21 protein-coding genes are annotated in these 25,260 nt (G+C 46.5%); 9 read left to right on the top strand and 12 right to left on the bottom strand.

Annotated elements, in window-relative coordinates; all coding sequences use genetic code 11:
* Window positions 1–70: 70 nt before the first annotated feature.
* The 6 genes from CLV82_RS07655 to recR form a co-directional block, all read right to left on the bottom strand.
* Window positions 71–1,321, bottom strand: a complete 1,251-nt coding sequence (locus tag CLV82_RS07655) for a competence/damage-inducible protein A (protein ID WP_133643732.1) — start codon at window positions 1,319–1,321, stop codon at window positions 71–73.
* Window positions 1,321–1,659 (bottom strand): Hpt domain-containing protein, encoded by a 339-nt coding sequence (locus CLV82_RS07650; protein WP_133643731.1) that lies wholly within the window; start codon window positions 1,657–1,659, stop codon window positions 1,321–1,323. The genes CLV82_RS07655 and CLV82_RS07650 overlap by 1 nt, the downstream gene beginning before the upstream one ends.
* Entirely contained in the window at window positions 1,660–2,271 is a 612-nt protein-coding gene (locus tag CLV82_RS07645; RefSeq protein ID WP_133643730.1) for a fumarylacetoacetate hydrolase family protein, read from the bottom strand. It abuts the gene before it with no gap.
* A 19-nt stretch (window positions 2,272–2,290) separates the two neighbouring features.
* Window positions 2,291–3,067, bottom strand: a complete 777-nt coding sequence (locus CLV82_RS07640) for a 3'-5' exonuclease (protein WP_133643729.1) — start codon at window positions 3,065–3,067, stop codon at window positions 2,291–2,293.
* A 167-nt stretch (window positions 3,068–3,234) separates the two neighbouring features.
* Window positions 3,235–4,581 carry a dihydrolipoamide acetyltransferase family protein gene (locus tag CLV82_RS07635; RefSeq protein WP_133643728.1) on the bottom strand — a complete coding sequence of 449 codons (1,347 nt, stop codon included), beginning with the start codon at window positions 4,579–4,581 and terminating at the stop codon, window positions 3,235–3,237.
* 93 nt (window positions 4,582–4,674) lie between these two features.
* Window positions 4,675–5,295, bottom strand: a complete 621-nt coding sequence (recR, locus tag CLV82_RS07630; protein ID WP_133643727.1) for a recombination mediator RecR — start codon at window positions 5,293–5,295, stop codon at window positions 4,675–4,677.
* A 58-nt stretch (window positions 5,296–5,353) separates the two neighbouring features.
* Between recR and CLV82_RS07625 the strand changes: the two genes are divergently transcribed.
* Window positions 5,354–6,841 carry a sodium:solute symporter gene (locus tag CLV82_RS07625; protein ID WP_133643726.1) on the top strand — a complete coding sequence of 496 codons (1,488 nt, stop codon included), beginning with the start codon at window positions 5,354–5,356 and terminating at the stop codon, window positions 6,839–6,841.
* On the opposite strand, the gene CLV82_RS07620 is transcribed toward CLV82_RS07625, so the two are convergent.
* On the bottom strand, window positions 6,821–7,186 hold the full coding sequence (locus tag CLV82_RS07620) for a CoA-binding protein (RefSeq protein WP_133643725.1): 366 nt from the start codon (window positions 7,184–7,186) through the stop codon (window positions 6,821–6,823). The two genes, CLV82_RS07625 and CLV82_RS07620, sit on opposite strands and share 21 nt — an antisense overlap.
* A 366-nt stretch (window positions 7,187–7,552) precedes the next feature.
* On the opposite strand from CLV82_RS07620, the gene CLV82_RS07615 reads away from it, so the two are divergent.
* Window positions 7,553–10,000: an outer membrane beta-barrel family protein gene (locus CLV82_RS07615; RefSeq protein WP_133643724.1), complete on the top strand. Its 2,448-nt coding sequence runs from the start codon at window positions 7,553–7,555 to the stop codon at window positions 9,998–10,000.
* 71 nt (window positions 10,001–10,071) lie between these two features.
* On the opposite strand, the gene CLV82_RS07610 is transcribed toward CLV82_RS07615, so the two are convergent.
* From CLV82_RS07610 to CLV82_RS07600, 3 genes are all read right to left on the bottom strand, one after another.
* Entirely contained in the window at window positions 10,072–11,079 is a 1,008-nt protein-coding gene (locus tag CLV82_RS07610; protein ID WP_133643723.1) for a 3-oxoacyl-ACP synthase III family protein, read from the bottom strand.
* Window positions 11,080–11,189: 110 nt separating this feature from the next.
* Complete coding sequence (locus tag CLV82_RS07605) at window positions 11,190–12,500, bottom strand: ABC1 kinase family protein (protein WP_133643722.1); 1,311 nt, start codon at window positions 12,498–12,500, stop codon at window positions 11,190–11,192.
* Between the two features lie 20 nt (window positions 12,501–12,520).
* Window positions 12,521–13,183: a TetR family transcriptional regulator C-terminal domain-containing protein gene (locus CLV82_RS07600; protein WP_317128279.1), complete on the bottom strand. Its 663-nt coding sequence runs from the start codon at window positions 13,181–13,183 to the stop codon at window positions 12,521–12,523.
* 332 nt (window positions 13,184–13,515) lie between these two features.
* Between CLV82_RS07600 and htpG the strand changes: the two genes are divergently transcribed.
* The 3 genes from htpG (at window position 13,516) to CLV82_RS07585 (ending at window position 16,472) form a co-directional block, all read left to right on the top strand.
* Entirely contained in the window at window positions 13,516–15,402 is a 1,887-nt protein-coding gene (gene htpG, locus CLV82_RS07595) for a molecular chaperone HtpG (RefSeq protein ID WP_133643721.1), read from the top strand.
* A gap of 64 nt (window positions 15,403–15,466) precedes the next feature.
* Window positions 15,467–15,826 carry a DoxX family protein gene (locus CLV82_RS07590; protein WP_133643720.1) on the top strand — a complete coding sequence of 120 codons (360 nt, stop codon included), beginning with the start codon at window positions 15,467–15,469 and terminating at the stop codon, window positions 15,824–15,826.
* 13 nt (window positions 15,827–15,839) lie between these two features.
* Window positions 15,840–16,472 carry an MOSC domain-containing protein gene (locus CLV82_RS07585; protein ID WP_133643719.1) on the top strand — a complete coding sequence of 211 codons (633 nt, stop codon included), beginning with the start codon at window positions 15,840–15,842 and terminating at the stop codon, window positions 16,470–16,472.
* A 49-nt stretch (window positions 16,473–16,521) separates the two neighbouring features.
* Here CLV82_RS07585 and CLV82_RS07580 read toward each other — a convergent pair whose 3' ends face one another.
* The gene (locus tag CLV82_RS07580; RefSeq protein ID WP_133643718.1) at window positions 16,522–17,106 is read right to left on the bottom strand and encodes a hypothetical protein; all 585 of its coding nucleotides are present in this window, start codon (window positions 17,104–17,106) and stop codon (window positions 16,522–16,524) included.
* 219 nt (window positions 17,107–17,325) lie between these two features.
* On the opposite strand from CLV82_RS07580, the gene CLV82_RS07575 reads away from it, so the two are divergent.
* Window positions 17,326–18,201, top strand: a complete 876-nt coding sequence (locus tag CLV82_RS07575; RefSeq protein ID WP_133643717.1) for an AraC family transcriptional regulator — start codon at window positions 17,326–17,328, stop codon at window positions 18,199–18,201.
* A gap of 200 nt (window positions 18,202–18,401) precedes the next feature.
* On the opposite strand, the gene CLV82_RS07570 is transcribed toward CLV82_RS07575, so the two are convergent.
* On the bottom strand, window positions 18,402–19,175 hold the full coding sequence (locus CLV82_RS07570; RefSeq protein ID WP_133643716.1) for a S1/P1 nuclease: 774 nt from the start codon (window positions 19,173–19,175) through the stop codon (window positions 18,402–18,404).
* 142 nt (window positions 19,176–19,317) lie between these two features.
* On the opposite strand from CLV82_RS07570, the gene CLV82_RS07565 reads away from it, so the two are divergent.
* The 3 genes from CLV82_RS07565 to CLV82_RS07555 all read left to right on the top strand — a co-directional run bounded on the left by CLV82_RS07565 (window position 19,318) and on the right by CLV82_RS07555 (window position 25,254).
* Window positions 19,318–21,573, top strand: a complete 2,256-nt coding sequence (locus CLV82_RS07565; RefSeq protein ID WP_133643715.1) for a transglycosylase domain-containing protein — start codon at window positions 19,318–19,320, stop codon at window positions 21,571–21,573.
* 159 nt (window positions 21,574–21,732) lie between these two features.
* Complete coding sequence (locus tag CLV82_RS07560) at window positions 21,733–23,931, top strand: DUF5916 domain-containing protein (RefSeq protein ID WP_133643714.1); 2,199 nt, start codon at window positions 21,733–21,735, stop codon at window positions 23,929–23,931.
* Window positions 23,932–23,991: 60 nt separating this feature from the next.
* Window positions 23,992–25,254 carry a DUF819 family protein gene (locus CLV82_RS07555; protein WP_133643713.1) on the top strand — a complete coding sequence of 421 codons (1,263 nt, stop codon included), beginning with the start codon at window positions 23,992–23,994 and terminating at the stop codon, window positions 25,252–25,254.
* The last annotated feature ends 6 nt before the right edge of the window (window positions 25,255–25,260 follow it).

Genomic DNA, 25,260 nt, shown 5'->3' with positions numbered 1-25,260 from the left:
GCTACTTTTTACTTGATTTAAAACAGGCTGCAAATTTATAGCATTTTTACGGGACGCACAAAATTCTTAGTCAGAATTTTAAAATTTCTTTTTGCAGCATTTCAAAAGCCTTGTGAGCCGATTTTGTCACGATCCTGGTTCGGTGGTTTCCCATACTGAATTTTTCAGCCTTAACTCCGTCCGGGCCCGCTATTGCGATAAACACCGTTCCTATGTCTGCATCAGAATCTCCTTTGGTAGGTCCGGCATTCCCAGTGGTGGCAATGGCAAAATCCGATCTCATTAATTTCCTGACCTGTGTGGCCATGGCTTCTGCCACTTCTTTACTCACAACCGTATGTGTATCTATGAGAGCTTCTGGCACCCCGAGCACATTAATTTTTGTTTCGGTAGCATAGGAAACCACGCTACCTTTAAAATAGACTGACGCCCCCGGTATAGCAGTGATCATTTCAGCAATACGTCCCCCGGTGAAACTTTCGGCGGTCGCAAGACTTACCCCTTTCTTGGTCAGCAAACGACCTACTCCTATTTCAATATTCTCATCGTCCTCTTCACCGTAGATCAGTTCACCTATCAGGGTATGAAGAGTCTTGGTGGCCTCAGCAATAGCTTCCTGCAGGGGTTCCAGGCGGGTGCCTTTAGCGGAGAGCCGTAACCTGACCTTACCCAGGTTGGGAAGATAAGCGAGCTTCATGAAATCGGGCAAGGCCGACTCGAACTCCGAGATCCTTTCGGCTATAGCACTTTCCCCCAGGCCGTAAGTGATGATAGTCTTGTGAATAATATAGGGACGTTCGTATTCCGAGACCATTTTCGGGATTACCGATTCTTTGAGCAGGTGTTTCATTTCATAGGGAACACCTGGCAGGGAAACGATAACCGTCCCGTGTCGCTGCATCCACATCCCCGGAGCAGTCCCGTAGGGGTTATGCAGGGGAATCGCAGTGGCCGGAAGCCTTGCCTGGTCCCTGTTCATATCCGAAATTGGAGTACTGCTGATATGTTTCCGGAAGAGCTCCTCTATATGCTCCAGCACCTCCTCGTTCATCACCAGCTCGTCTTCCAGGTATTCACACAGGGTGAGTTTGGTAATATCATCCTTGGTAGGGCCCAGCCCTCCGGTAAGGATAACGAATCCTACCCTGGCCTCAGCGTCACGCAGGGCTTTCAGTATATGCTCCCTTTCATCCGGTACAGAAGTGATCTGGTGTATGGTGATCCCGATCTTATTGAGTTCTTTGGCAATAAAAGCGGAATTAGTATCGACGATCTGGCCGATCAGGATCTCATCCCCTATGGTGATGATCTCTGCTAACATCAGATATGGAAGTCCTTTTTAAGTTCGGAGATAACCTGGAGTATATCTGTCTTCAAAGTGGGAAACTTCTTAGCGATTTCATCCATATTAGCCTCGTTCTTACCTAATGTTTCGATCTCCAGGGCTGTTGCACGGGTTTGTTCCATCCCCAGGAGATCAACGCTGGGTTTGATCTTGTGCGCCATCTGGTAAACCTGGTTATGATCCCGGGAAGAGATACCTTGTTCCAGGGCCTCCAGGTCTACAGGGACTTCTTCCAGGAATACCGATATCACCGACAAGACGAAGTCTTCGTCTCCCTCGGCCATTTCGTTAATTTTATCTAAGTTGTATATCATTTATTTGATTTTGACAGAAAACATCTCTTCGCCTTCCAGGTATCCGGAAAGGTAATCATTTGCACTAATCCGGCCAACACCGGCCGGGGTACCGGTAAACAGTATATCTCCTTTTTTAAGCATGAAAAACCGGCTCACATAGGCAATCAGTTCATCGATCTTCCAGAGCATCAGCCCTGTATTTCCATCCTGCACGGTCTCACCATTACGCAGCAGCTTAAAATTAAGATCCTGCAGATCCTTATACCTGTTTTTTGGAACCCATTTCCCAATGACTGCTGCCCCGTCAAAACCCTTGGCCTTCTCCCAGGGAAGGCCTTTCGCCTTTAACTCCTGCTGCAGGTCCCTGGCCGTGAAATCTATACCCAGACCTACTTCGTCGTAATACTTATGGGCAAATTTCTCCTGGATGTGCTTTCCGACCTTTTTGATCTTCACCAGTACCTCCAGTTCATAGTGCACGTCCTGTGAGAATTCGGGGATGTAAAAAGCCTGTTCCTTGGGCAGCACAGCCGAGTCAGGCTTGATGAACACCACCGGTTCTGCCGGGCGTTCATTGGCGAGTTCCTTTATATGATCGGCGTAATTTCGCCCTATACAAATGATCTTCATCGTAACGCGGCGGGACCTCTCAGCCCAATTTGTTATTGAGTTTACTTAATTTGATCTGGGTCAGTACCTTCTTGGTATACAATGGGAAATCCGCATTCAGGATCCATCCAAAATAGCCAGGCTCCTCCTCCAGTACATCGTGAACCTTTTTGCCTTTATGCTTTCCGAAAGCAAAGATCTCTTCCCCGGATTCGTCCCTCGCAATAAACCCGGCAAAATCGACCAGCTCGTTCCGCTTTGTAAATTCTGCAAGTTTCCTGACATTGTTCTCCAATTCCGGGTAACGATCCAGCTGAGACATCAGTACCTCGCAGGTCGCCAGGGTATCGGCCTCGGCGCTGTGCGCTCCTTTAAGGTCTTTATCGCAATAGAACTTGTAGGCAGCCTCCAGGGTTCTTTTCTCCATCTTATGAAAAATGGTCTGTACATCTACAGAAACGGTATTCTTCATATCAAAATCCACTTCGGCACGCAGCATTTCTTCCGCCAGTAAGGGGATGTCAAAACGATCGGAATTATAACCTGCCAGGTCGCAATCCTTGATCATCTGGTAGACCTCCCTGGAAATCTCCTTAAACGTAGGTGAATTGGCAACTTTCTCATCCGTAATACCATGGATCGCGGCAGATTCAGCCGGTATAGGCATTTCCGGATTCACCAACCAGGTCTTACTTTCCCGGTTACCATTCGGGAATAATTTTAAAATAGAAATTTCTACAATACGGTCTTTAGCCACATTAGTACCCGTGGTCTCCAGGTCAAAAAAACATATTGGTCTGCTGAGTTGTAACTCCATCCTTTAGGGTTTGCACAAAGATAGTTTTTGTCAAAGGAAACACATCGTCAAAATATCAATAATTCGCTGAATGAACCTTTGTTGAAAATGCCGCCCGGGCCAGCGTAACGAGAAGCGGGATAAAAAGAAAAGAGCCGCAATAACTTCGCGGCTCTTTCAGCTTTAATTTATATCTCCCTGTCCGGGTCCCAGTCTTCCAGGAAATCGGCCACAGTCTTGATGAACATTCCTCCCAGGGCCCCGTTCACCACGCGGTGATCATAGCTGTGAGAGAGGAACATCTTATGACGGATACCAATAAAATCGCCATCCTCTGTCTCTATGACCGAAGGAACCTTCCGGATAGCACCCAACGCGAGTATTCCCACCTGGGGTTGGTTAATGATCGGGGTACCGAATACACTCCCGAAAGTACCGACATTGGTCACGGTATAAGTTCCGTCTTTGATCTCGTCAGGCTTCAGGTTATTGGTCCGTGCCCTGTTGGCGAGGTCATTTACGACTTTAGCCATCCCCACCAGGTTTAACTGGTCTGCATTCTTGATCACGGGAACGATCAGGTTGCCGTCAGGCAGCGCGGCTGCCATACCAATATTGATATTCTTCTTCTTGATCACGGAATCCCCGCTTAGGGATATATTCAGCATGGGATGCTTTTTCAGGGCCTTTGCCACTGCCTCCATAAAAATAGGAGTAAATGTCAGTTTCTCCCCTTCGCGTTTCTCAAATGAGACTTTATGCTTATTTCTCCATTGTACTACCTTGGTGACATCTACTTCGATAAAGCTCTGCACATGGGCAGAGGTAGAAACACTATCCGCCATATGCTGGGCAATCAATTTACCCATCCTGCTCATAGGAACCACCTCGTCACCTGCCTGGGCTTTTACCGGGGCTGGTTGTGGTTTGGCAGGGGAAGCTTCTTTCTGCGCCGAAGGCTGAGATGCGCCTGGAGTTTCTTTTGCAGGTTCACCCTGGGAAGCAACCTTACCGGACTTCCTGTTCTCGATATAAGAAAGGATGTCGTTCTTGGTAACCCGGCCTTCTTTTCCACTACCATTGATCTTGTCAAGCTCTGAGACACTGATACCCTCTTCCCTGGCAATATTCTTCACCAGCGGGGAATAGAAACGATCACTTCCACTGTAATCCGGGGTTCCGCTGCTAACACTTTCGCGTGTTACCTGGATCTCCTCTTCAATAGCCTCTGCTTCCGCGGGTGCGGCTTCGGCCTCTTCTTGCTTTTCCTCTCCGCCGGAATCGGGAGCATCGCCCTCGATCTCTATGATGGCGACGGTCTGACCTACCTTGATCACATCGTCAATATCAAATAATTTTTCTTTTAAAACCCCCTCTACTTCACTGGGCACTTCAGAATCTACCTTGTCCGTGGCGATCTCAAAAACAGCCTCATCCATATCGATGGTATCTCCCACTTCTTTAAGCCAGGAAGTTAAGGTCGCTTCGGCAACACTTTCGCCCATCTGCGGTAACTTTAATTCGAATTTTGACATATTGATAGTTCAGGTACGTTTTTTAAATTAATTTTTGCAAAAATAATAAAAATTCAAGGCTATTCTCAGAATTCCTTAATCTCGTCGATATTTTTACGATGATTTCAGAGAGCCTTCAAATGGGATCCGGTTAAGAATACTACGCCCCAGGGTCACCTCATCTGCATATTCAAGTTCATCACCGACGGCAATTCCACGGGCGATAGTAGACATCTTCACCTCTAATCCTTCCAGTTGTTTATATATATAAAAATTGGTAGTGTCTCCTTCCATGGTAGAACTCAGGGCAAAGATCAGTTCGTTGATCTCTCCCTGGCGAACCTTATCAACCAGCGAAGCTATGGTCAGATCCTGTGGTCCTATTCCTTCCATCGGGGAAATTTTGCCTCCCAGTACATGGTATAATCCTTTGTACTGCGAAGTATTTTCAATAGCCATCACATCACGGATGTCCTCAACCACGCAGACTAATTCCTTTTCGCGCTTTGGACTCGCACAGATCTCGCACAAGCTGACATCAGAGATATTATGACAATTACGACAGAACTTCACCTCTTCTTTCAGCGAGTTCAGGGCAGCGGTTAACTGCCTGGTCTGACTTTCGGGTTGCTTGAGCAGGTGGAGCACAAGCCGTAAGGCTGTACGCTTACCAATGCCCGGTAACTGGGACATTTCACGCACAGCATTTTCCAGCAATTTGGACGAAAATTCCATAAAAGCAAAATTACATAATGTTTTAAGTTTTCGTACTTTGCGTCGGAAATTAATTTCTATGACCGCTTCGCATATCCTGCTTCTGATAGGCGCATATTTCCTACTATTATTACTGATATCCTATTTTACCGGGAAGAATGACTCTAACGAGGATTTCTTTAAAGCCGGGAAGCAATCTCCCTGGTATATCGTCGCCTTCGGGATGATCGGAGCCTCCCTTTCCGGGGTAACCTTTATCTCCGTCCCGGGATGGGTACAGGCTTCGGAATTCAGCTATATGCAAGTAGTACTGGGTTACCTGGCAGGTTATTTCGTGGTTGCATACGTATTACTCCCTCTCTATTACCGGCTGAACGTCACTTCTATCTACGAATACCTGGAACAGCGGTTTGGTTTTTACAGCTACAAGGTAGGCGCCTTCTCCTTCTTTATATCCCGCGTCCTGGGCGCAGCCTTCAGGCTATTCCTTGTCGCTATCGTGCTCCAGCAATTTGTCTTCGATGCTTTCGGTTTTCCCTTTGAGCTCACCGTGGTATTCTCTATCGCCCTGATATGGATTTACACCTTCAGGGGAGGAATCAAGACCATCGTCTGGACAGATACACTGCAGACCTTATTCATGCTGCTGTCCGTGGGATTGTCTATCTATTTCATCCTGGACAAGCTGGACTGGAGTTTTGCGCAATTTCTGGGGTCCTCCGAATTAGAAGAGTATAGCCAGGTTTTCTTTACCGACAGCCTGATGGACAGGAATAATTTCCTGAAATCGTTCGTAGGCGGGATCTTCATTACGATCTGCATGACAGGTCTGGACCAGGATATGATGCAAAAAAACCTTACCTGCAGGAATCTTGGCGAGGCCCAGACCAACATGGTGTCTTTCAGCATAGTCCTGGTGGCCGTCAACCTCTTATTCCTGCTATTGGGTGCATTACTATTTATCTACTCCGCTAAGTTCGGGATCGGGCTACCGCTGATGGATGGCAGCCCCAAAGCAGACCTGCTTTTCCCCGAGATCGCCCTGAACAGCGGCCTGGGCATTGTTGTCGCCATCACCTTTATGTTGGGATTGATAGCAGCTGCTTACAGCAGTGCAGACAGCGCTCTCACCTCGCTGACCACCTCCTTCTGCGTGGATTTCCTCGGGATTCAAAAGAGAGCTGAAGCACGCCGCAAAAGGATAAGGAAAGCTACACATATTGGGATGAGCCTGTTGCTCATCGCTGTTGTGATTATATTTAAGTATGTCCTGGACCGTAATGTTATAGACGGGCTGCTCACTGTTGCGACTTACACCTATGGCCCTTTACTGGGATTGTTCACGTTTGGCATCTTCACTACACACACCATCAAGGACCGGTACGTATGGGTGGTTGCCCTGGTTTCTGTCTTATTTATCATGGGAATCGCCAACATTCCCGCAGAGTACCTGGGTGGGTATATATTTGGCTACGAACTGTTACCGATCAATGGCCTGCTTACATTCCTGGGTTTATATCTGATAAGAGATACTAAGCAACAGGAATCAGAACTGCGACATGGATAAGAGAACCAATGTACAGGCAATTTCTGCTTCTATCCCTTCCTGTTCCAATAATTTGTAAAACTTCGGATTTTCCGTTCCGGGGTTAAAGATGACCCGTTCTGGTTTTAAGCGGATTATATCCTCGTAGTATGCCTCCTGCCTTGCGGGGTTCATATACAGGGTGACCGTGTGGACACCGGAGATGCCTTCCAGGCTGGTTTGAACAGGTACTCCTGCAACAATACCTTCACGCAGTCCGAAAGCGGTGACCGCTATCCCTTTTTCTACAAGCCTGCGGATCGCAATATTACTGTACCTGGATGGTTTAACAGAAGCTCCGAAAACAAGTGTATTCTTCTGGCTCATTATTCTTTGTTAAAGTGTGTTAAGTGTTGCAACGATTTTAATTCTACTGCGTCTAATATATAAAGGTTAACCTATTCGTCAGTGCGGTCATATTTTTGATAGTTAATGGTTAGTGTTTAGTATGACGGCCTGATGGGAGAAACCCCGGTGGAAACATCGGGGTTTTATCAATTATAAAAGTACTTTATCCCTATTCTTTTTTGCCCTGCTCCCTGGTTCCCCTCAAAATCACCAGGGTTCCCGCCTGCTAATCAGCCAATTATCCCGCTAAATTTTTAATGCTGTTTGTAACAAATCTTACAACAGTGCGTCAATTAAGTATCATCGATCATCAATCATCACTCATAAATCAATTGAACGAACCTCATGAGAAATATCCTAGCAGCGATTCTGATAGTCGCTATTTACAGTACATCCTACGGGATGCCCACAGATCCGGATATAAAAATTGGGTCTGTAACCGGGAAGGTAATAGATTCCGGTAGTGGAGAACCTATCCCCTATGCCGCAGTTGTAGTCAAATCAATACCCGGAGACAGTACGGTTACCGGCGGTATTACCGCAGAAGACGGCAGTTTTACCATTAATAACCTGCCCGAAGGCGAATTTACACTGCAGGTTCAATTTATCGGGTACCGAACACAGAGCCTGCAGTTCAGCATCAGCAAATCAGAAAGAGAACACGAAATAGGTGTCATCAGCCTGGAAGAATATGCAGAAGAACTTTCCGGGGTGGATGTGGTTGCAGAACGATCTACCATTGAACAGCGGATAGACCGAAAAGTGGTCAACGTAGGGAAAGACCTGACCACAGCCGGAGCTACAGCCTCGGATATCATGAACAATATCCCCTCCGTAAACCTGGACCAGCAGACCGGGGAGCTGACCCTGAGAGGGAACTCGAACGTACGCGTCATGGTAGACGGTAAATTATCCAATATCCCGGTAGCCCAGTTATTACGGCAGATTCCCTCTACATCTATTAAATCGATAGAACTGATCACCAATCCCTCGGCCAAGTACAACCCGGAGGGGATGAGCGGGATCATCAACATCGTACTTCACCGAAATGCCAATATCGGCTTCAACGGGAACCTCAGCACCGGCCTTACAGTGGGGATAGAAGCCAAGTTCAATAATACGGTAGACCTTAATTATCGCCATGGGAAGGTCAACCTGTACGGAAGCTATGGCACCAATATCGGGAAATACGTAAATAATGGGTTTGTCCTCCGGGAAGAAGAACGGCTGCTACAGGAATTTGATTTTTTAAACAATAATAAATCTCATCTCTATAAGGCGGGAATCGATTTCTATTTAAATGACCATCATACCCTGTCTTTCTTCACTAACCAGAATACGTTTGACGGAAAGGGACTCGGAATCACAGCCATCACCGTCGAGGACATGCCCGGGCTGAGTAATATGCAGAATTTCTTTAACCGGAACCATAACCGCAGCGCCCAGTATAACTTTGATTACAAGTGGGACTTTAACAAGGAAGGACATAACCTGGAACTGGAAGCCGATTACAACCGTTTCAAGGATGATGAAGATGCTGATTTCCGCTTCAGCGGCAATACTTTCCTGCAAGATTATAAAGATTTCGTGGATACGGAACGCACCCAAACCATTGTCAACCTGGATTATGTAAACCCCCTGGACTCGATTACCAAACTGGAAACCGGGCTGGAACTCCGCAGTTTTGAGACCGTGGTAGGGTACCGGTCTACCGGCCAATCCTTTAATTCTGATGGCGAGCTCGTCCCCACTCCTGCAACCGAATTCGTATATGGGATGGACATCTATTCAGCCTATGTCACCTTCGGGAAGACCTATGAGAAATGGTCTTACCAGGCCGGTGTCCGGGCAGAGGACGTCACTGTAAAAGCAGATACGAACCAGGTCAGGGCCTTTACAGACCAGTATTTCCAGTTGTACCCTTCGGCCTTCCTGACCTATACCCCGGCAGAGAAAGACCAGTTCCAAATCAGTTACAGCAGGCGGGTAGACCGGCCGGGCCTCGGGCAGGTGAACCCGATCCGGGAATGGGCCACACCCCTGATCTCAGGATTCGGAAATCCTTCCCTGGTACCCCAGTTCACAGATTCTTATGAACTGAACTATACCCACAGGCTGGAAAAAGGAAGTTTCACTTCCGGTATATTCTACCGCAGAATACAGGACGAGATCAACAGGGCTGTCTATGTAGACCGACTGGACCTCAACAAGCTTATCCTGACCTATGATAATTTCGAGAACACCTCGGCCTATGGCTTTGAATTCACTGCTAATTACAAACCCCTGGAATGGTGGAGCATCAATGGCAGTTTTGATCTATACAACCAAACCCAGCGGGGTATCACAGAAGTGCTGGACCATTCTGATCCGCCGATTACGGAAGAGGATATCAGCACAGAGGATGTCAATGTAGAGAACACCGCCTGGAACCTGCGTCTTAACCAGAGCTTTACGGTTACCAAGAAACTGACCTTGCAATTATTCGGCTTTTACCGTGGTCAGAACCAAAATCTCCAGTTCCTGGTAGAACCCATGTATTTCATTAATACCGGGGCACGTTACAGTTTTGCAGACGGCAAGGGCACCCTAAGCCTCAATTTTAACGATGTGTTCAACACCATGCGGTTTGCCTTTGACGGTCAAAGACCCTATGCCCAGAACGGACAGTTTAATTGGGAAAGCCAGAATGTATATGCAGGTTTATCCTATCGATTTGGCAGCGGGAAGAACAGGCAGAGCCAAAGAAAACAGAGAGACGATCGCACCAAGGAAAGCAGCGGGGGTATCCTCTGATCCCACGGAGTTCCAAACAAAGAACCCTGTTCTGGCCGAACAGGGTTCTTCTTGTTTTCTACTTACCGGGTTTACCACCTGATAATTGCACTACCCCAGGTGAAACCACTTCCGAATGCAGCTAGGACTACCAGGTCACCTTCTTTGATCTTACCCTGCTCCCACGCTTCGGTAAGAGCTATCGGGATCGAGGCGGCTGTGGTGTTCCCGTATTTCATAATATTATTGAATACCTGGTCATCGCTGAGCCCGAATTTCTTCTGGATGAACTGGGAGATCCTCAGGTTGGCCTGGTGCGGTACAAGCAGATCGATATCTTCTTTCTTCAGGCCATTCTTTTCGAGCCCCTCCATAATGACCTCGCTGAAGCGCACAACGGCGTTCTTAAAGACGAACTGCCCGTTCATATACGGGTAGTAGGATTCATCATCGGGATCGTTCTCTTCTATGATGTCTGTCACCCAGCGGCTTCCCATTCCGGGGGCCAGCAGTGAAAGTTCTTCAGCATGCTGCCCTTCAGAATGCAGGTGCGTAGAGAGAATACCTTTGCTGTTATCTTCCTCCCGGCTGACGACGGCTGCCCCGGCTCCATCCCCGAAAATTACCGATACACCTCTTCCCCGAGTGGTCATATCCAGGCCATGGGAGTGCAATTCTGAACCGATCACCAGGACATTCTTATACATCCCGGTTTTAACGAACTGGTCTGCTACAGAAAGACCATAGACAAAACCTGAACATTGATTGCGGACATCGATAGCTCCCACTGTCGGAAGACCGAGGTCTCGTTGTACCAGCACTCCCGGACCCGGGAAATAGTAATCCGGGCTGAGGGTGGCAAATACTATAAAATCAATTTCATCCTTATCGATACCGGCTCTTTCTATAGCGATCCTGGCGGCTTTTACCCCCATGCTCGTGGTAGTGTCTTCTCCCTTTACCACGTGCCGGCGTTCCTGTATCCCGGTCCGTTCCTGTATCCAGGCATCATTGGTATCCATCAGCTTAGACAAGTCGTCGTTGGTCACGACATTGTCAGGGACATAGTAGCCCAGGCCTTTTATCTTACTATTGTACATATCTAGTTTAGTTTGGCGTTTCCCAGGTTACGGTTCGGCCGTACGCGGGAGCGCAAATTTATCTAAAATAGACAAAAATCGATTGAAAATGAGGAGGTGTTACAAGAAGTTTAATCCATGAATTTTCTGAAGCCATTCACTTCTACCCTGGCCTTCAGGTCGTAAAGCATATTATAAAGCCCGAAAAAGGTCCTGTTGATATATAGAAAATGCTTAGACCCCCTGTTAGAGTTCAGCTTTCGTATCTCTTCGCCCTTAGACAAGCGGGTACTGAGGCTGGCTATGCGCTCCCAGAAATGTTCGTCTCCAAAATCAAAATACTCCTCGTTAAAAGGGGCCGTAAACAAGCTGAGCATCTCCTTGAACAAATGCTGGAAGAAAACCCGCTCTTCAGCGCTGTCCTTTTCTGTCAGGATCTCCAGCTCGAACAATTTCTCCGTGAATAATGCTTCGTCCTCTATCGTCTCCCGTTTAGCAAGTTCAAAATAGGGGACATAAAAGGATTCCGGGATCTCTTTGACGCAACCAAAGTCTATAGCGATCAGCCTGCCCTGTTCACTCACCAGGAAATTTCCCGGGTGAGGGTCTGCATGCACCTTTCGCAGCCCGTGCATCTGGAACATGTAGAAATCCCATAAAGACTGTCCCAATCCGCGGGCTTCTTCCTTATCATAATCTGAGGCGGTATATTCACTAAGATGCTTTCCGTGCATCCAGTCCATCGTCAGTATCCTGTCACTGGATAATTCAGGATAATATTGTGGGAAATCTATCCCAGGCAGTACGGCACAAGCCTCCGTAATCTCCCTGCTTTGCTTTAATTCCAGCAGGTAGTTGGTTTCTTCCACCAATTTCTCTTCTACCTCCCTGAAATATTTATCTGTATCCTTACCCTCCAGGTTAAACATCCGTATGGCAATGGGCTTCACCAGGGCCAGGTCGCTTTTAATACTGGCCGCCACCCCGGGATACTGAATCTTTACTGCCAGTGCTTTGTCATTCTTACGGGCCCGGTGAACCTGTCCTATACTGGCCGCATTGACAGCGGAAGAATTAAAATCGTCAAAAAGGTCTTCCGGGTATTTCCCGAAATACTTAAAAAATGTCTTGCGCACCAAGGGTGCAGATAGTGGTGGCACCGAAAATTGAGCCAAAGAAAACTTTTCAACATAAGCCCTGGGAAGGAGATTTTTATCCATGCTGAGCATCTGGGCGACTTTCAGGGCACTGCCCTTAAGGCTTTTTAAACCGTCATAGATATCCCCGGCATTGTCCTGGTCCAATTCGTCTCTCCCAAGATCGGGTTGCACTAGTTTCTTACTGTAATACTTAATATAGTTCCCACCTATCTTGGCCCCGGTCCTGACTAATTTACCTGCGCGTTCAATTTTACCGGTAGGGATTTTATCTAATGTTTGCATATATGCTTTTAAGAGTACAGTTAGGACATTCGCTCCCCGTAGAGGAACTTGCCAAAATCGATAATACTGTCAAAGGGAGCCCTGTCAAAAACTTCAAATACCGTATTCACAGATTTTTCAATTGCGACATCTGTTCTTTCAAAACCGGCAGAGCTGTCGTTCATCCAGAATTTTAGCAGGAACAGGAACTGTACCCAGACTCCTTCCGCGATAAGCCCGGGGGTGAATTTGGATATCTGGTATTGTCTTTCAGAATTTCGATCTTCCGCCAGCATTTTGCCAAATGCCCGGATATGTCTCCTTAGTCCTGACAGCTGTTGCAGTGAGTTTAAGCGGTCCTTATTACCTTCAAGTACCAGGAGCACATAACTCCTGTTAAGGGTCAGCATCTCAAAAAAGGTGTAGAAGAAAGTGAGTAATTTTTCACGGTTATCGTATTGTTCGTATGCCTTGTTTTTCTGAAGTAATGATTCTGTCTTGGTATAGAAGGTATTCCAGATTGCTTTCTCCAAGCCCTGGAAAGAACCGAAGAAGGCATAAAATTCTTCTTCTTTGATCTTGTTTTCCTTGCAGAATTTGTAAACCGACACCGGGATTTCTCCATGCTCCAGGACATAATTCATGAACCGTGAAATAATGGCATCCGGGGTTGATTTTGCTGTGCTGGCCTTTGCTGTCATCATACTTTATTTTGTTGAATCAAAAATACATTTTACTTAACACAATAGCTGTTAATTATATGCCAAAAACAAAACGTGCTCTCCGGGGGGAAAGCACGTTTTTCTAAATAACCAAACCATTTAATTAAGCCTTATGCTATTAGCCTCGTTGAGCTATTGACTAACAACATAAATTATTAACCTCATTGCAAATATATATTTTGTTTATGATATACAAAATAATATTAGACATAAAATAATGTTAAACTCAAAAGTGGATGCCAGTTTGTCACTTTTCCAAGAGTGGTACTTTTTTTGACATTCCCCTAGCGTACTAATAAAATTTAACGAAAACAATGGCAACAGGTAAGATTAATGTATCGGTCGAGAACATATTTCCACTGATCAAGAAATTTCTCTACAGCGATCACGAGATTTTCCTGAGGGAACTGATTTCCAACGCTACAGACGCTACCCTCAAACTCAAACACCTCACTACTATAGGGGAGGCTTCGGTTGAATACGGAAACCCGATGATAGAGGTCCGTATAGACAAGGAAGGTAAAAAACTGCATATCCTGGACCAGGGTATCGGGATGACCGAAGAAGAGGTTAAAAAATATATCAATGAAGTAGCCTTCTCAGGGGCTGAGGAATTCCTGGATAAATACAAGGATACTGCCAAAGATTCAGGTATAATCGGACATTTTGGTCTTGGTTTCTATTCTGCCTTTATGGTAGCCGATAAAGTAGAGATCATCACTAAAAGTTTTAAGGATGAGCCTGCAGTGCACTGGGTTTGTGACGGATCGCCGGAGTTCAGTATGGAAGAAGCTGAGCGCAGCGAGCACGGTACAGAGATCATCCTCCACATAGCAGAGGATTCGACCGAATTCCTGGAAGAAGGTCGTATCTCTGAACTACTGCGCAAATACAATAAGTTTATGCCGATACCTATCAAGTTCGGTACCCGCACAGAAACTCTTCCAAAGCCGGAAGGTGCCAAAGAAGAGGATGAAGCACCTACCAAGGAAGTAGACAATATCATCAACAACCCCGAGCCGGCATGGACCAAGAAGCCGGTCGACCTCGAAGAGGGTGATTATAAAGAGTTCTACCGGGAACTTTACCCAATGCAGTTTGAAGAACCACTGTTCCATATTCACCTGAATGTGGATTATCCCTTCAACCTGACAGGTATATTGTACTTCCCGAAACTGACCAATGACCTGAACATACAGAAAGACAGGATCCAACTCTACCAGAACCAGGTATTTGTAACCGACAATGTAGAAGGTATAGTACCTGAATTCCTGACAATGCTGCGTGGAGTTATCGATTCCCCGGACATTCCATTAAATGTATCCAGGTCTTACCTGCAGGCTGATGGAGCGGTTAAGAAAATATCGTCCTACATTACCAGGAAGGTAGCGGATAAACTTACTTCACTCTTTAAGGATAACCGTGAAGACTTCGAGAAGAAGTGGAATGATATCAAGATCGTGATCGAATACGGGATGCTGTCGGAAGATAAGTTCTTTGAAAAGGCAGATAAATTTGCCCTGTACCCAACCGTCGATGGTGAATTCTTCACCCTGGAGGAACTGAAGGAGAAGATAAAACCTAACCAGACCGATAAGGATGAGAAACTGGTAGTTCTTTATGCCTCGGACAAGGAAGCGCAACACAGCTATATCAAAGCAGCAAAGGCGAAAGGGTACGAGGTATTACTGCTGGATTCCCCTATCGTGCCTCACCTGGTACAAAAACTGGAGACTACTAATGAAAAACTGTCGTTCGCACGGGTTGATGCGGATCACATAGATAACCTCATCAAAAAAGAGGATGCACAGATCTCAAAACTCTCTGATGAAGAAAAAGAAAAGCTGAAAACCGCGATGGAAGAGGTGGTTTCGGATAAGGGTTACACCATACAGATGGAGGCCATGGATTCTGAAGCAGCACCATTTGTCATCACGGAACCCGAATTCATGAGAAGGATGAAAGAAATGCAGCAAACCGGTGGCGGTGGAATGTTCGGCATGGGTAATATGCCCGAAATGTACAACCTGGTGGTTAACACCAACCATCCCCTGGTCAGCGATATCCTGAATACCAAGACCGCGAAGAAGCGCGAGCGGCTGATCAGCCAGTCACTGGATCTCGCACGCCTTTCAAAAGGTTTACTAAAAGGAGAAGCCCTGACAGATTTCATCAACCGAAGTTATGATATGATCAAGTAAATTCGGTTCCAGAGTTCTTAATAAAAGGTCGCCTACTTAGGCGGCCTTTTTATATTTTTAGAAAATGAATTATCCCTGGCATCTCTACCTGATGTCGGCCATGTTTATCCTGGCCGGTATTATGCATTTCATATACCCGAAAGCTTACCTCCGCATAATGCCAAGATACCTGCCCTGCCCTGCCACACTGGTATATGCCAGCGGGATCGCAGAGATCGCCCTGGGTATCGGGCTTTGTTTTCCCGCAACGATCAACTATTCGGTGTACGGTATACTGCTTATGCTTACCATCTTTTTACTGGTACATATTCATATGCTCACGGGTAAGAAAGCCGCCGCCGGCTTCCCCGTATGGTTGCTCGTCTTACGATTGCCGGTTCAATTCCTTCTCATTTACTGGGCTTATAGTTACCTCTACATTTAGTTATCTTTATATAATGAACGTTGTATCCACCAATATCGCAGAACCTGCCACCTTCTTCTGGGAAGGCAGGGAACACCGTACCGGTATTTACAAATACCCGACAGAGAAACCAATCTTCCTGGATACTAACGCTGTCCAAGGAGATACTATAGGTAGCCCCAAGGTTCATGGAGGGGAATACAAGGCCTGTTATCTCTTCAGCGCTGAAGAATACGATCACTGGAAACCTCTATACCCTTCCCTGGAGTGGAACTGGGGAATGTTCGGTGAAAACCTGACCGTATCCGGGCTGAACGAGGAAGAAATAAGGGTAGGAGATCTGTACAGCGTAGGAAAGTGCCTGGTAGAGATCACCCAACCCCGGGAACCCTGTTTTAAACTCGGTTATCGCTTTAATGACCAGGAGATCATCGCGGCATTTGTAAAGCGAGGCCGGCCGGGCACCTATGCCCGTATACTTGAAAAAGGAGAGGTATGCCAGGGCGATGAGATCCGGCTCGTAAGTCGGTCAGATAACCCCCTGACTGTATTACAGTGTTACCGGCTTATCTATGACCGTGTAAAGAATAAAGATCATCTCCGGTGGGCCTTACTCAATGAATCCCTCCCTCCGAGGTTCAGGAAGAACCTGGGAAGAGGTCAATAAGAAAGGGGCCTCCCGGCCCCCTCCTTCCAAACTAAACTAAACTCAACTATTAATCGATCACTACATTTTCAGAAAATGTATCTTCTTTTACGGTAACGATTACCGTATACATATCACTGTAAGCCTTTTCAAAATTGATGGCTTTCTCAACCACCTGGGTGCGGTCTATCCGCTCCACGAAAAGAATCCTGTTATTACTGTCAATTACTTTGATCTCTACCTCTTCACTATCGAGATTCAGCAGGTTTACGTACAATTTTTTTCCTTTTTTCCAGAAAAACGGTTTTACTTTCTCCTCTATCGTACTTATTCTTAGGCTTCCGTCTTTCAGTAAAAGCGTATAGGTCTTTAACCTCGAAACATCTTCCACCTTAACAAAATACGATCCTTCTTCAAGGTTCTTCATGTCAAATTTCCTGGCGTAATGCTTTACATCAACTAGTTTTTCGGAGTAAAGCAACTTTCCGGCCTTATCGGTAAAATCGATCCTGGTCTCCCCGGTCACCTCTTCCATCTGGAAGTGCACCGATTTACCTACAGGGGCTAAAACAATTCCGGGATTCGCTGCAGCCATTAAAGGTGTACTCATTAATATGACCGCAAAACTGTAACAGATTCTTTTAAATGTTTTCATAATTTCATTTTTTTAAGGGTGAATATTAAATTCAATACAAACATACAGTCTACACCCCCTCAAAAACACCACTTAATTTTCCTATTTCTATGCTATTTTACCATACTACCCCCTATTTGTAATGCATTATGTTAATATTGAACATATTTTGGGTAATTTTGCACAGAACCTATCCATCCTACCCTCGTAATTTTATGATGGATCGATTATTTAGCAGGAATGGTGAAACAAAAACCCGCATTTGAAGCAATTGTCCCGAATTTCGGGCATTCATACACCTACCAGAAGTTCGATGAATTCAAGGTGAACAATAATACCGTATGGCATTATCACCCGGAGATAGAGCTGGTTTATGTTCATGGCGGTTCCGGGAAAAGACAGATAGGCAGCCACATCTCTTACTATTCGGACGGCGACCTGATCCTTATAGGAAGTAATTTACCCCATTGCGGGTTTACCGATAAACTAACGGGGAACGAAAGTGAGATCGTGATACAGATGAAAATGGATTTCCTGGGAAGTGATTTCTTCCAGATCCCGGAAATGAAAAATATCCAGGCTCTTTTTGAACTGGCCAAAAGCGGCCTGGCCTTCCATGGTAGTACCAAGCTGAAGATAGGGCAGAAAATAGAAGTAATGGAATACCAGAATGATTTCCAGCGCTTACTGTCTATCCTCAATATCCTAAATGAACTTGGAAAGTCTAAAGATTACAAGGTGCTGAACGCGGATGGATTCTCCATGGAAACAGACATACGGGATAATGACCGGATCAACAGGGTATTCAACCACGTAAAGAATCATTTCCAGGAGGATATACCCCTTGAAGAGATGGCTGACATGGTCAGCATGACCATTCCTTCCTTCTGCAGGTATTTTAAGAAGATAGCGAACAAGACCTTTGTACAGTTCGTGAATGAATACCGACTTGTACATGCCTCCAAACTACTGGCCGAAAAACCTTTGAGCATCACAGAGGTCTGTTACGAAAGTGGATTTAACAATTTTTCTCACTTTAATAAGTCTTTCAAGGCTTTTACAGGCCAGACTCCGTCAGAGTACAGGAACCAGTTGAAACAGGTATTGCAATCCTGATTAAACATAAAAAAATCGGCTTTTATACAAACCGATTTTTTTATTACCCTGCTGAACGAAAACGGACACTACCTCTGGCAAACGGGTAATCACCAGCATCCTAACACCCGGATTCATTATTAAATTATTCAAATCCTGTGCCAGAATAAAAAAAAGTAGTTAAAAACCATGGAGTTCGCGATAAACAGCAGGTTTTTTGCTTAATCAAAGATACTATCCAGGACACTCGCCAGGCGCACGCCCCCGGTGAGCAGTTGTTTCTCTACCAGGTCCCAGTGCTTATAACTGTAAGAATAGCCAAGTTTATCCCCTGATTCAGCGGTGCCGTAGACCTGCTCCGCCAATTCCTGGGTTTCTTCTACCCATTGCAGGACATTACCTTTTTGCATCGCTTTTCGCTCCTTTTTGGAGATCTTGGGAAGGGTATTAGACAATTCGGTATAACTCATCCCGTAATCATCGATCATATGACTGTCCCAGACCCTGTGCAGGTTGCTGCCCTTGCCAAACCACATCACCTGTATATCATTCCCTCCTTTATCTTCTCCCCGCCCGGCATGCAGGGGCTGGTGAAGATCACCTAAAAGGTGCACCAGCATTTTAAGGTAAAAGGCCTTTTCCTCTTTTGTCCGTTCCGGGTCTTTTAACACCTGTATAGAATTCTGAATCCCCATCACCAGGTCGCCTTCGGGGGCAGGGGTAACCTCGGAATATACCAGGTTAAATGGGTAATTCACATAATGCCAGGGTGAGTAGGCATCATAAGCCCTGTCCGATTTGATCTCATCTGCATAGGTGGATATTTCTGCGAGGGTCTGCCCATCCAGTATTTTATTTATAGCCTTGCGGGTTTTGGAACTGATCAGTTCCTGGGCAACTTCACCTACAACCCGGTGTCCGGTTTTTCCCCATACGATCTCGTTGGCAAAAGTATACTGGGTAAACACCAACATCAGTAATAGTACTTTCTTCATAATGCAATTCTTATCAATAAAAGTTCAGCTTAACGGAATGCCTGCCCGGATTTTTTGGATCAAAAAGTACTAAAACGCCATTAACAGATTGTCTGCAGTTATACTACTTTTGTGCCGTTGCCAGGAGAAGGCTGCCAAAACTATGAAAAACATCAGTAAACCCCAATGGCGGAAAATCAGTAAATATGTTTTTTGGGCATTTGTTGCCCTCTCTGGCCTGTTTATCACCTTTATGCTCAGCATATATGCCGGTGCCTGGGGATCCATCCCGTCAGAAAAGACCCTATCCGACCTCAATTACCAGAAAGCTACGGAAGTCTATTCTGCAGACAATGTACTGATCGGGAAGTATTATTTATTTGACAGGCAACCTGTAACCTATGAACAATTGCCAGCCAATCTAATAAATGCCCTTGTCTCTATAGAGGATGAACGCTTTTACCAGCATAAGGGGATAGATTACCCCAGTCTTCTACGGGTAGCTATTAAAACCATTCTATTGCAGGACCAGTCCGCCGGGGGTGGCAGTACCCTGAGTCAACAGCTGGTAAAGAACCTCTACCCAAGAGAACATAACAGCAAGCTGGGCCTCGTGGCTGATAAATTCAGGGAAATGATGATCGCCAGGAAACTGGAATCTATTTACACAAAGGAAGAGATCCTGCAGCATTACCTCAACACCGTATCTTTCGGGGATAACACCTTTGGTATAGAAAGTGCCGCCCTGAAATTTTACAATAAACCTGCCAGCGATCTTTCCACGGTAGAGTCAGCTACCCTGGTGGGGATGCTGAAAGCCACCTATGCCTACAATCCCCGGCTCTTCCCCGACCGCAGTATTACCAGGCGAAACCTTGTACTCCTGGCTATGGCACGGAATAATCACCTGGAACCCTCCAGGCTGGACAGCCTGCAGAGCCTTCCCCTCGCCCTGGATTACCGCGAATTTGACCACGATGAGGGAATAGCCCCCTATTTCAGGGAAGAAGTACGGAAACAATTGAAAAGATGGGCGGAAGATGAGCAAAAGAACGGCCGGGAATACAATATTTATACTTCAGGATTAAAGGTGTACACTACCCTGAATTACAAGATGCAGCAACTGGCCGAAGCAGCTATGACAGAACATATGCAAAAACTGCAGCAACAGTTCGAAAAAAGTTACGGCTCCAAAGGCCCCTGGGATACTGATCAGGAGCTCATTAAGAAAGCAGTACGCCAGTCACCTGTCTTCAGGAAGTTACAGGAATCCGGCTTAAGCGAAGAAGAAGTAATGGATTCGCTGTCGGTCAAAAGGTCCATGACCCTACCCACCTGGAAAGGTGACACCACGATAATGGCCAGCAGCATCGACAGTATCCGGCATTTAATGAAATTCCTGAACGTGGGGTCCCTTGGAATCGACCCTCAAAGTGGGGAAGTACTGACCTGGATCGGGGGGATCAATTATAAATATTTCAAATACGACCATATCTCGCAGAGCAAAAGACAGGTAGGTTCCACTTTTAAACCCATTGTCTATACCGCCGCCCTGGAAGCAGGGGTTGAACCCTGCAAGTATTATTCGGCAAGAGAAGTAGCTTATGAGAATATGGAGGGATGGTCTCCCGGCAACTCAGGGGACAAGGATGAGGCTTACCTGAACTATTCCATGGAAGAAGCCCTCAGTAATTCGGTCAATACTGTTGCCGTTAAAGTACTGGAAGATGCCGGGATAAGGAGAACGCTGGAACTTGCCAAAAAGATGGGTATCACGGCCGATTTACCTGCCCAGCCCTCGCTGGCATTGGGTACCGGTTCTGTCAGCATCCCTGAACTGGCAGGAGCATACGCGAGCTATGTGAACGACAGCAGGCCGGTAAAACCCTACCTCATCAGAAAAGTAACCACGGGAAAGGACTCCTTACTTATGGAACATACACCAGATGATCCACCGGCACAGGCCTTTTCAGAACAGAACAGGCAGCTCATGCTGCAGATGATGAAAGCTACTGTAAACAAAGGGACTGCCGCGAGGATCAGGAGTACTTATGGTTTAAGGAACGACCTGGCCGGTAAAACAGGAACCACGCAGAATAACAAAGATGCCTGGTTCGTAGCGGTCAGCCCTGAACTGGTACATGTAAGCTGGGTGGGACTTGACCGGCATGAGATCGGGTTCCGGAGCACCAGCCTGGGCCAGGGAGCAAACGCAGCCCTTCCGATGTACGCCAAACTGCTGAGCAGCATGAACAATGATGCGTCTTTTAATTCCATTACCCGGGCGAGGTTTAGACCACCTTCTGATAAAGTGAGTCGCTTACTGGACTGCGAGCCGGTGAAAAAGGATGGATTCCTGAAACGGCTGTTCACCAACCCCGATAAAAAGAAAAAGAAGAAATTCAGGTCTAAGGAATAACCCCGCCTTTTTCAAATTCTTTAAAGCTATATATTCCAAAAATGTTCTGAAGGGGGTTCTTTCAAAGGGCATGACTAAATAGAAGCGGCTTTTGGCAAAATTTTGGGATTATTTTAACGCCTTAGGAATTAAATTTGGGGGCCATCTAACTATTCCACTATGTTCAGACGTTTGTGCGTTTTTTTATTACTATCCCTTACCTTCCTCTCCTACTCACAAACTACCGGCAAACAATTCACAGTAAAATATATCGACGGATTTATAAAGACCGATGGTCTCCTGGATGAAGCAGCCTGGGATGAAGCCGAGGTGGCCGGAGATTTTCAGCAATATTTTCCAACAGATACATTAAGGGCAGAACAACAGACCGAGATCCGGATGCTGTATAACGGTTCTACACTCTATATCGGTATAACCGCTTACGCCCCGGGGAAAGATTATGTTATACCCTCCCTGGAAAGAGATTTCCGGGCCGGGGGAAACGATAATATCAGCCTGATCTTTGACACCTTCAATGATGGCACCAATGCCTTCCTCTTTGGGATCAACCCCTATGGGGTGCGGCGGGAAGCCCTGATCTCAGGAGGCGGTGCAGACCTGAGAGGTTTTAATACATCCTGGGATGTGAAATGGCAGGCAGAGACCACGGTGTTCGATAATTATTACACGGCCGAGATAGCTATACCTCTTACCTCTTTCAAATTCAGGGAAGGAGAAACCAAATGGAGGTTCCAGAGCTACCGCTTTGATATGCAGAGCAACGAACGCAGTGTGTGGGCAGAGATCCCGCAGAACCAGCTGATCTTCAACCTCGCTTTTATGGGGGATATGAAGTTTGAAAAACCATTAGGAAAGTCGCGCACCCCCCTGGCGCTTATCCCTTATATTAATATTCTTGCTGATAAGGATTACGTCCTGGAGAACAATGGCGTAGATTTTAAGGTAGGTGGAGATGCCAAAGTGGCCATCGGGAACGGAATGAACCTGGATATTACGATCAACCCGGATTTCTCCAATGTCGAGGTAGACAATATAGTGACCAACCTGACCAGGTTTGAGATCAACCTGCCTGAAAAACGGCAGTTCTTTATAGACAATAGTGACCTCTTTTCAGGCTATGGAGGCGGGCGGGATGCCAATCCCTTCTTTTCACGCCGGATCGGTATAGCCAGGGATTCAGCTGGTAATACTATCCAGAACGATATCCTGGCGGGGGTCAGGCTTAGCGGGAAACTCAACCAGGACTGGCGACTGGGATTCCTGAACATACAGACTGCCGAGGATCCTGATAACGAAATTGCTTCCAATAATAATATGATGCTGGCCCTGCAGCGAAAAATGTTCTCCCGCTCTTTTATCAGTATGTTCCTGATCAACCGCCAGTCTTTTGGGGACTATGATTTCCTGGAACGGGAAGATGATTATAACCGCGTGGTAGGAGTAGATTACAACCTTGCCTCCAGGGAGAATACCTGGACAGGGAAATTCTACGCTCATAAATCGTTCCAACCGGATGATTCCGAGGGAAACCTGTCCCTGGGTGCCAACCTGGAGTATAACAGCAGGAATTACAAAGTATTCACGGACCTGGTCAAAGTTGACGAGGATTTCCGCTCCGATCTTGGATTCATCAGGAGGACTGATATCCTGAAATGGGGAGCCGCCGTAGAACGTTTATTCTGGCCAAAGGCGGGGCCTATTAACCGTCACAGTTTCCGACTTTTCCCTATCGTTACCTGGAGACCTGGACTGGAATACCAACGTACAGACCATGATATTATGACTACCTGGAGAGCAGAGCTGAGGAACCAGTCCGATTTTGAAGCCGAGTTCAGCAACCGGTATATCTTCCTGACTGATTCTTTTGATCCCACCGGCTCTGAGGACGGCATCCCCTTGCCCGGTAACCAGGGCTACGAATTCAATAGTTTTAAAATGGAATACCGCTCTAACAGGGCTAATGTGGTTTCCTTTTCCATAGAACCTGAATTCGGTGGATTTTTTAACGGGACCCGGTTTTCCCTGGAAGGTGAGGTCAGCCTAAGGATCCAGCCGATTGCATCCTTGCGATTCGCCCTGAATTACGATAAGATAGAACTCCCGGATCCTTACCCCAGTGCAGACCTGTGGTTATTCTCCCCAAAGGTGGATATCACGTTCAGCAAGAGTCTTTTCTGGTCAACGCTCATACAATACAGTAACCAGCAGGATAACTTCGGGATCAATTCCCGGCTCCAGTGGCGGTTTGCACCGCTTTCTGATCTCTTCCTGGTTTACAATGACAATTATTTCGTCAACCAGTTCAGCCCACGTTACAGGTCTATCAACCTTAAGTTTACCTACTGGCTGAATATCTGAACCGGACGAAAATAGCTGTCTGTCCTTTTTGTTTATATTTGGCCAAAATCATAACCACCCATGGAGCAACCCCTGATCACCAATGACAGTGTCGTCTTTGGACTGTTAACCCTATGTCTCGGTTTTATATTCTACACTTCTTCAAAACAAACAGGATTCTGGAGCAAATTCTATTCGGTAGTTCCGGCTATCCTGATGTGTTATGTATTACCTGCCATCCTGGCCAGTGCCGGGATCATCTCTGATGAAACCTCCAATCTGTATTTCATGGCCAGCCGCTACCTGCTGCCTGCTGCCCTGGTACTGATGACCCTGAGCATAGACCTGAAAGCCATTGCCAACCTGGGCTCCAAGGCGCTGATCATGTTCTTCACCGGTACGGTGGGAATCATCATCGGGGGTCCGATCGCCATTCTTATTGTTTCTATTTTTTCGCCGGAAACTGTAGGCGGGAACGATTTTGATGCCGTCTGGAGAGGTTTATCCACCATTGCGGGGAGCTGGATAGGCGGGGGAGCCAACCAGGCCGCCATGCTGGAGATCTTCAGGTATAACCCTTCCAAATACGGAGGAATGGTCCTGATCGATATCGTGGTCGCCAATATCTGGATGGCGATACTGCTGTTCGGGATCGGACGCTCTGCCCGTATCGATCGCTGGCTGAAGGCCGATACTTCGGCCATAACTGATCTCCGGAAAAAAGTAACGGCCTTTACTGATAAAATTACGCGTGTTCCTACCCTGAACGACTATATGATCATGCTTTTCCTGGCCTTTACCGCGGTGGGGATAGCCCATTTCTTCGGAGACGCCATCAGTGTATTCCTGGAAGAAAATGTAGCTGCTGTCAGCAATAAGAAAAGTTTTTTATCCTTCCTTGGAAGTAATTTCTTCTGGATGGTAGTGATCGCCACCCTGGTCGGGATCGGACTTTCCTTTACCAAAGCCAAGAATTATGAAGGCGCAGGAGCCAGTAAACTGGGCGGGGTCTTCATCTATATCCTGGTAGCCACCATAGGTATGAAAATGGACCTCGGGAAAGTCCTGGAGAATCCGGGACTGATCGCTATCGGGCTTATCTGGATCAGTATCCATGCCGGCTTACTGATACTGGTGGCTAAACTGATAAAAGCGCCATATTTCTTCCTGGCCGTAGGGAGCCAGGCCAATGTAGGGGGTGCCGCTTCTGCCCCTGTAGTCGCTGCCGAATTTCATCCTTCCCTGACCTCGGTCGGGGTGCTTTTAGCAGTATTTGGATACGTGGTTGGAACCGGGGGTGCACTGCTCTGTGCCTACCTGATGGAAATTGCCTCAAAAGTTTAATAAAAG

The organism is Zeaxanthinibacter enoshimensis (assembly GCF_004362865.1).
Taxonomy (GTDB): Bacteria; Bacteroidota; Bacteroidia; order Flavobacteriales; family Flavobacteriaceae; genus Zeaxanthinibacter; species Zeaxanthinibacter enoshimensis.
Note: the sequence above shows the minus strand (reverse complement) of the source record. Positions and strands in the feature narration are given on the sequence as shown.

Excerpts from the sequence above, each read along its gene's own strand:
- CLV82_RS07575 (WP_133643717.1), top strand. The coding sequence starts at position 17,326 with ATGGTGAAACAAAAACCCGCATTTGAAGCAATTGTCCCGAATTTCGGG.
- CLV82_RS07615 (WP_133643724.1), top strand. The coding sequence starts at position 7,553 with ATGAGAAATATCCTAGCAGCGATTCTGATAGTCGCTATTTACAGTACA.
- CLV82_RS07635 (WP_133643728.1), bottom strand. The coding sequence starts at position 4,581 with ATGTCAAAATTCGAATTAAAGTTACCGCAGATGGGCGAAAGTGTTGCC.
- CLV82_RS07580 (WP_133643718.1), bottom strand. The coding sequence starts at position 17,106 with ATGAAAACATTTAAAAGAATCTGTTACAGTTTTGCGGTCATATTAATG.
- CLV82_RS07655 (WP_133643732.1), bottom strand. The coding sequence starts at position 1,321 with ATGTTAGCAGAGATCATCACCATAGGGGATGAGATCCTGATCGGCCAG.
- CLV82_RS07605 (WP_133643722.1), bottom strand. The coding sequence starts at position 12,500 with ATGCAAACATTAGATAAAATCCCTACCGGTAAAATTGAACGCGCAGGT.
- CLV82_RS07585 (WP_133643719.1), top strand. The coding sequence starts at position 15,840 with ATGAACGTTGTATCCACCAATATCGCAGAACCTGCCACCTTCTTCTGG.
- CLV82_RS07555 (WP_133643713.1), top strand. The coding sequence starts at position 23,992 with ATGGAGCAACCCCTGATCACCAATGACAGTGTCGTCTTTGGACTGTTA.
- CLV82_RS07610 (WP_133643723.1), bottom strand. The coding sequence starts at position 11,079 with ATGTACAATAGTAAGATAAAAGGCCTGGGCTACTATGTCCCTGACAAT.
- htpG (WP_133643721.1), top strand. The coding sequence starts at position 13,516 with ATGGCAACAGGTAAGATTAATGTATCGGTCGAGAACATATTTCCACTG.
- CLV82_RS07590 (WP_133643720.1), top strand. The coding sequence starts at position 15,467 with ATGAATTATCCCTGGCATCTCTACCTGATGTCGGCCATGTTTATCCTG.
- CLV82_RS07625 (WP_133643726.1), top strand. The coding sequence starts at position 5,354 with ATGACCGCTTCGCATATCCTGCTTCTGATAGGCGCATATTTCCTACTA.
- CLV82_RS07640 (WP_133643729.1), bottom strand. The coding sequence starts at position 3,067 with ATGGAGTTACAACTCAGCAGACCAATATGTTTTTTTGACCTGGAGACC.
- CLV82_RS07570 (WP_133643716.1), bottom strand. The coding sequence starts at position 19,175 with ATGAAGAAAGTACTATTACTGATGTTGGTGTTTACCCAGTATACTTTT.
- CLV82_RS07620 (WP_133643725.1), bottom strand. The coding sequence starts at position 7,186 with ATGAGCCAGAAGAATACACTTGTTTTCGGAGCTTCTGTTAAACCATCC.
- CLV82_RS07565 (WP_133643715.1), top strand. The coding sequence starts at position 19,318 with ATGAAAAACATCAGTAAACCCCAATGGCGGAAAATCAGTAAATATGTT.
- CLV82_RS07650 (WP_133643731.1), bottom strand. The coding sequence starts at position 1,659 with ATGATATACAACTTAGATAAAATTAACGAAATGGCCGAGGGAGACGAA.
- CLV82_RS07645 (WP_133643730.1), bottom strand. The coding sequence starts at position 2,271 with ATGAAGATCATTTGTATAGGGCGAAATTACGCCGATCATATAAAGGAA.
- CLV82_RS07560 (WP_133643714.1), top strand. The coding sequence starts at position 21,733 with ATGTTCAGACGTTTGTGCGTTTTTTTATTACTATCCCTTACCTTCCTC.
- CLV82_RS07600 (WP_317128279.1), bottom strand. The coding sequence starts at position 13,183 with ATGATGACAGCAAAGGCCAGCACAGCAAAATCAACCCCGGATGCCATT.
- recR (WP_133643727.1), bottom strand. The coding sequence starts at position 5,295 with ATGGAATTTTCGTCCAAATTGCTGGAAAATGCTGTGCGTGAAATGTCC.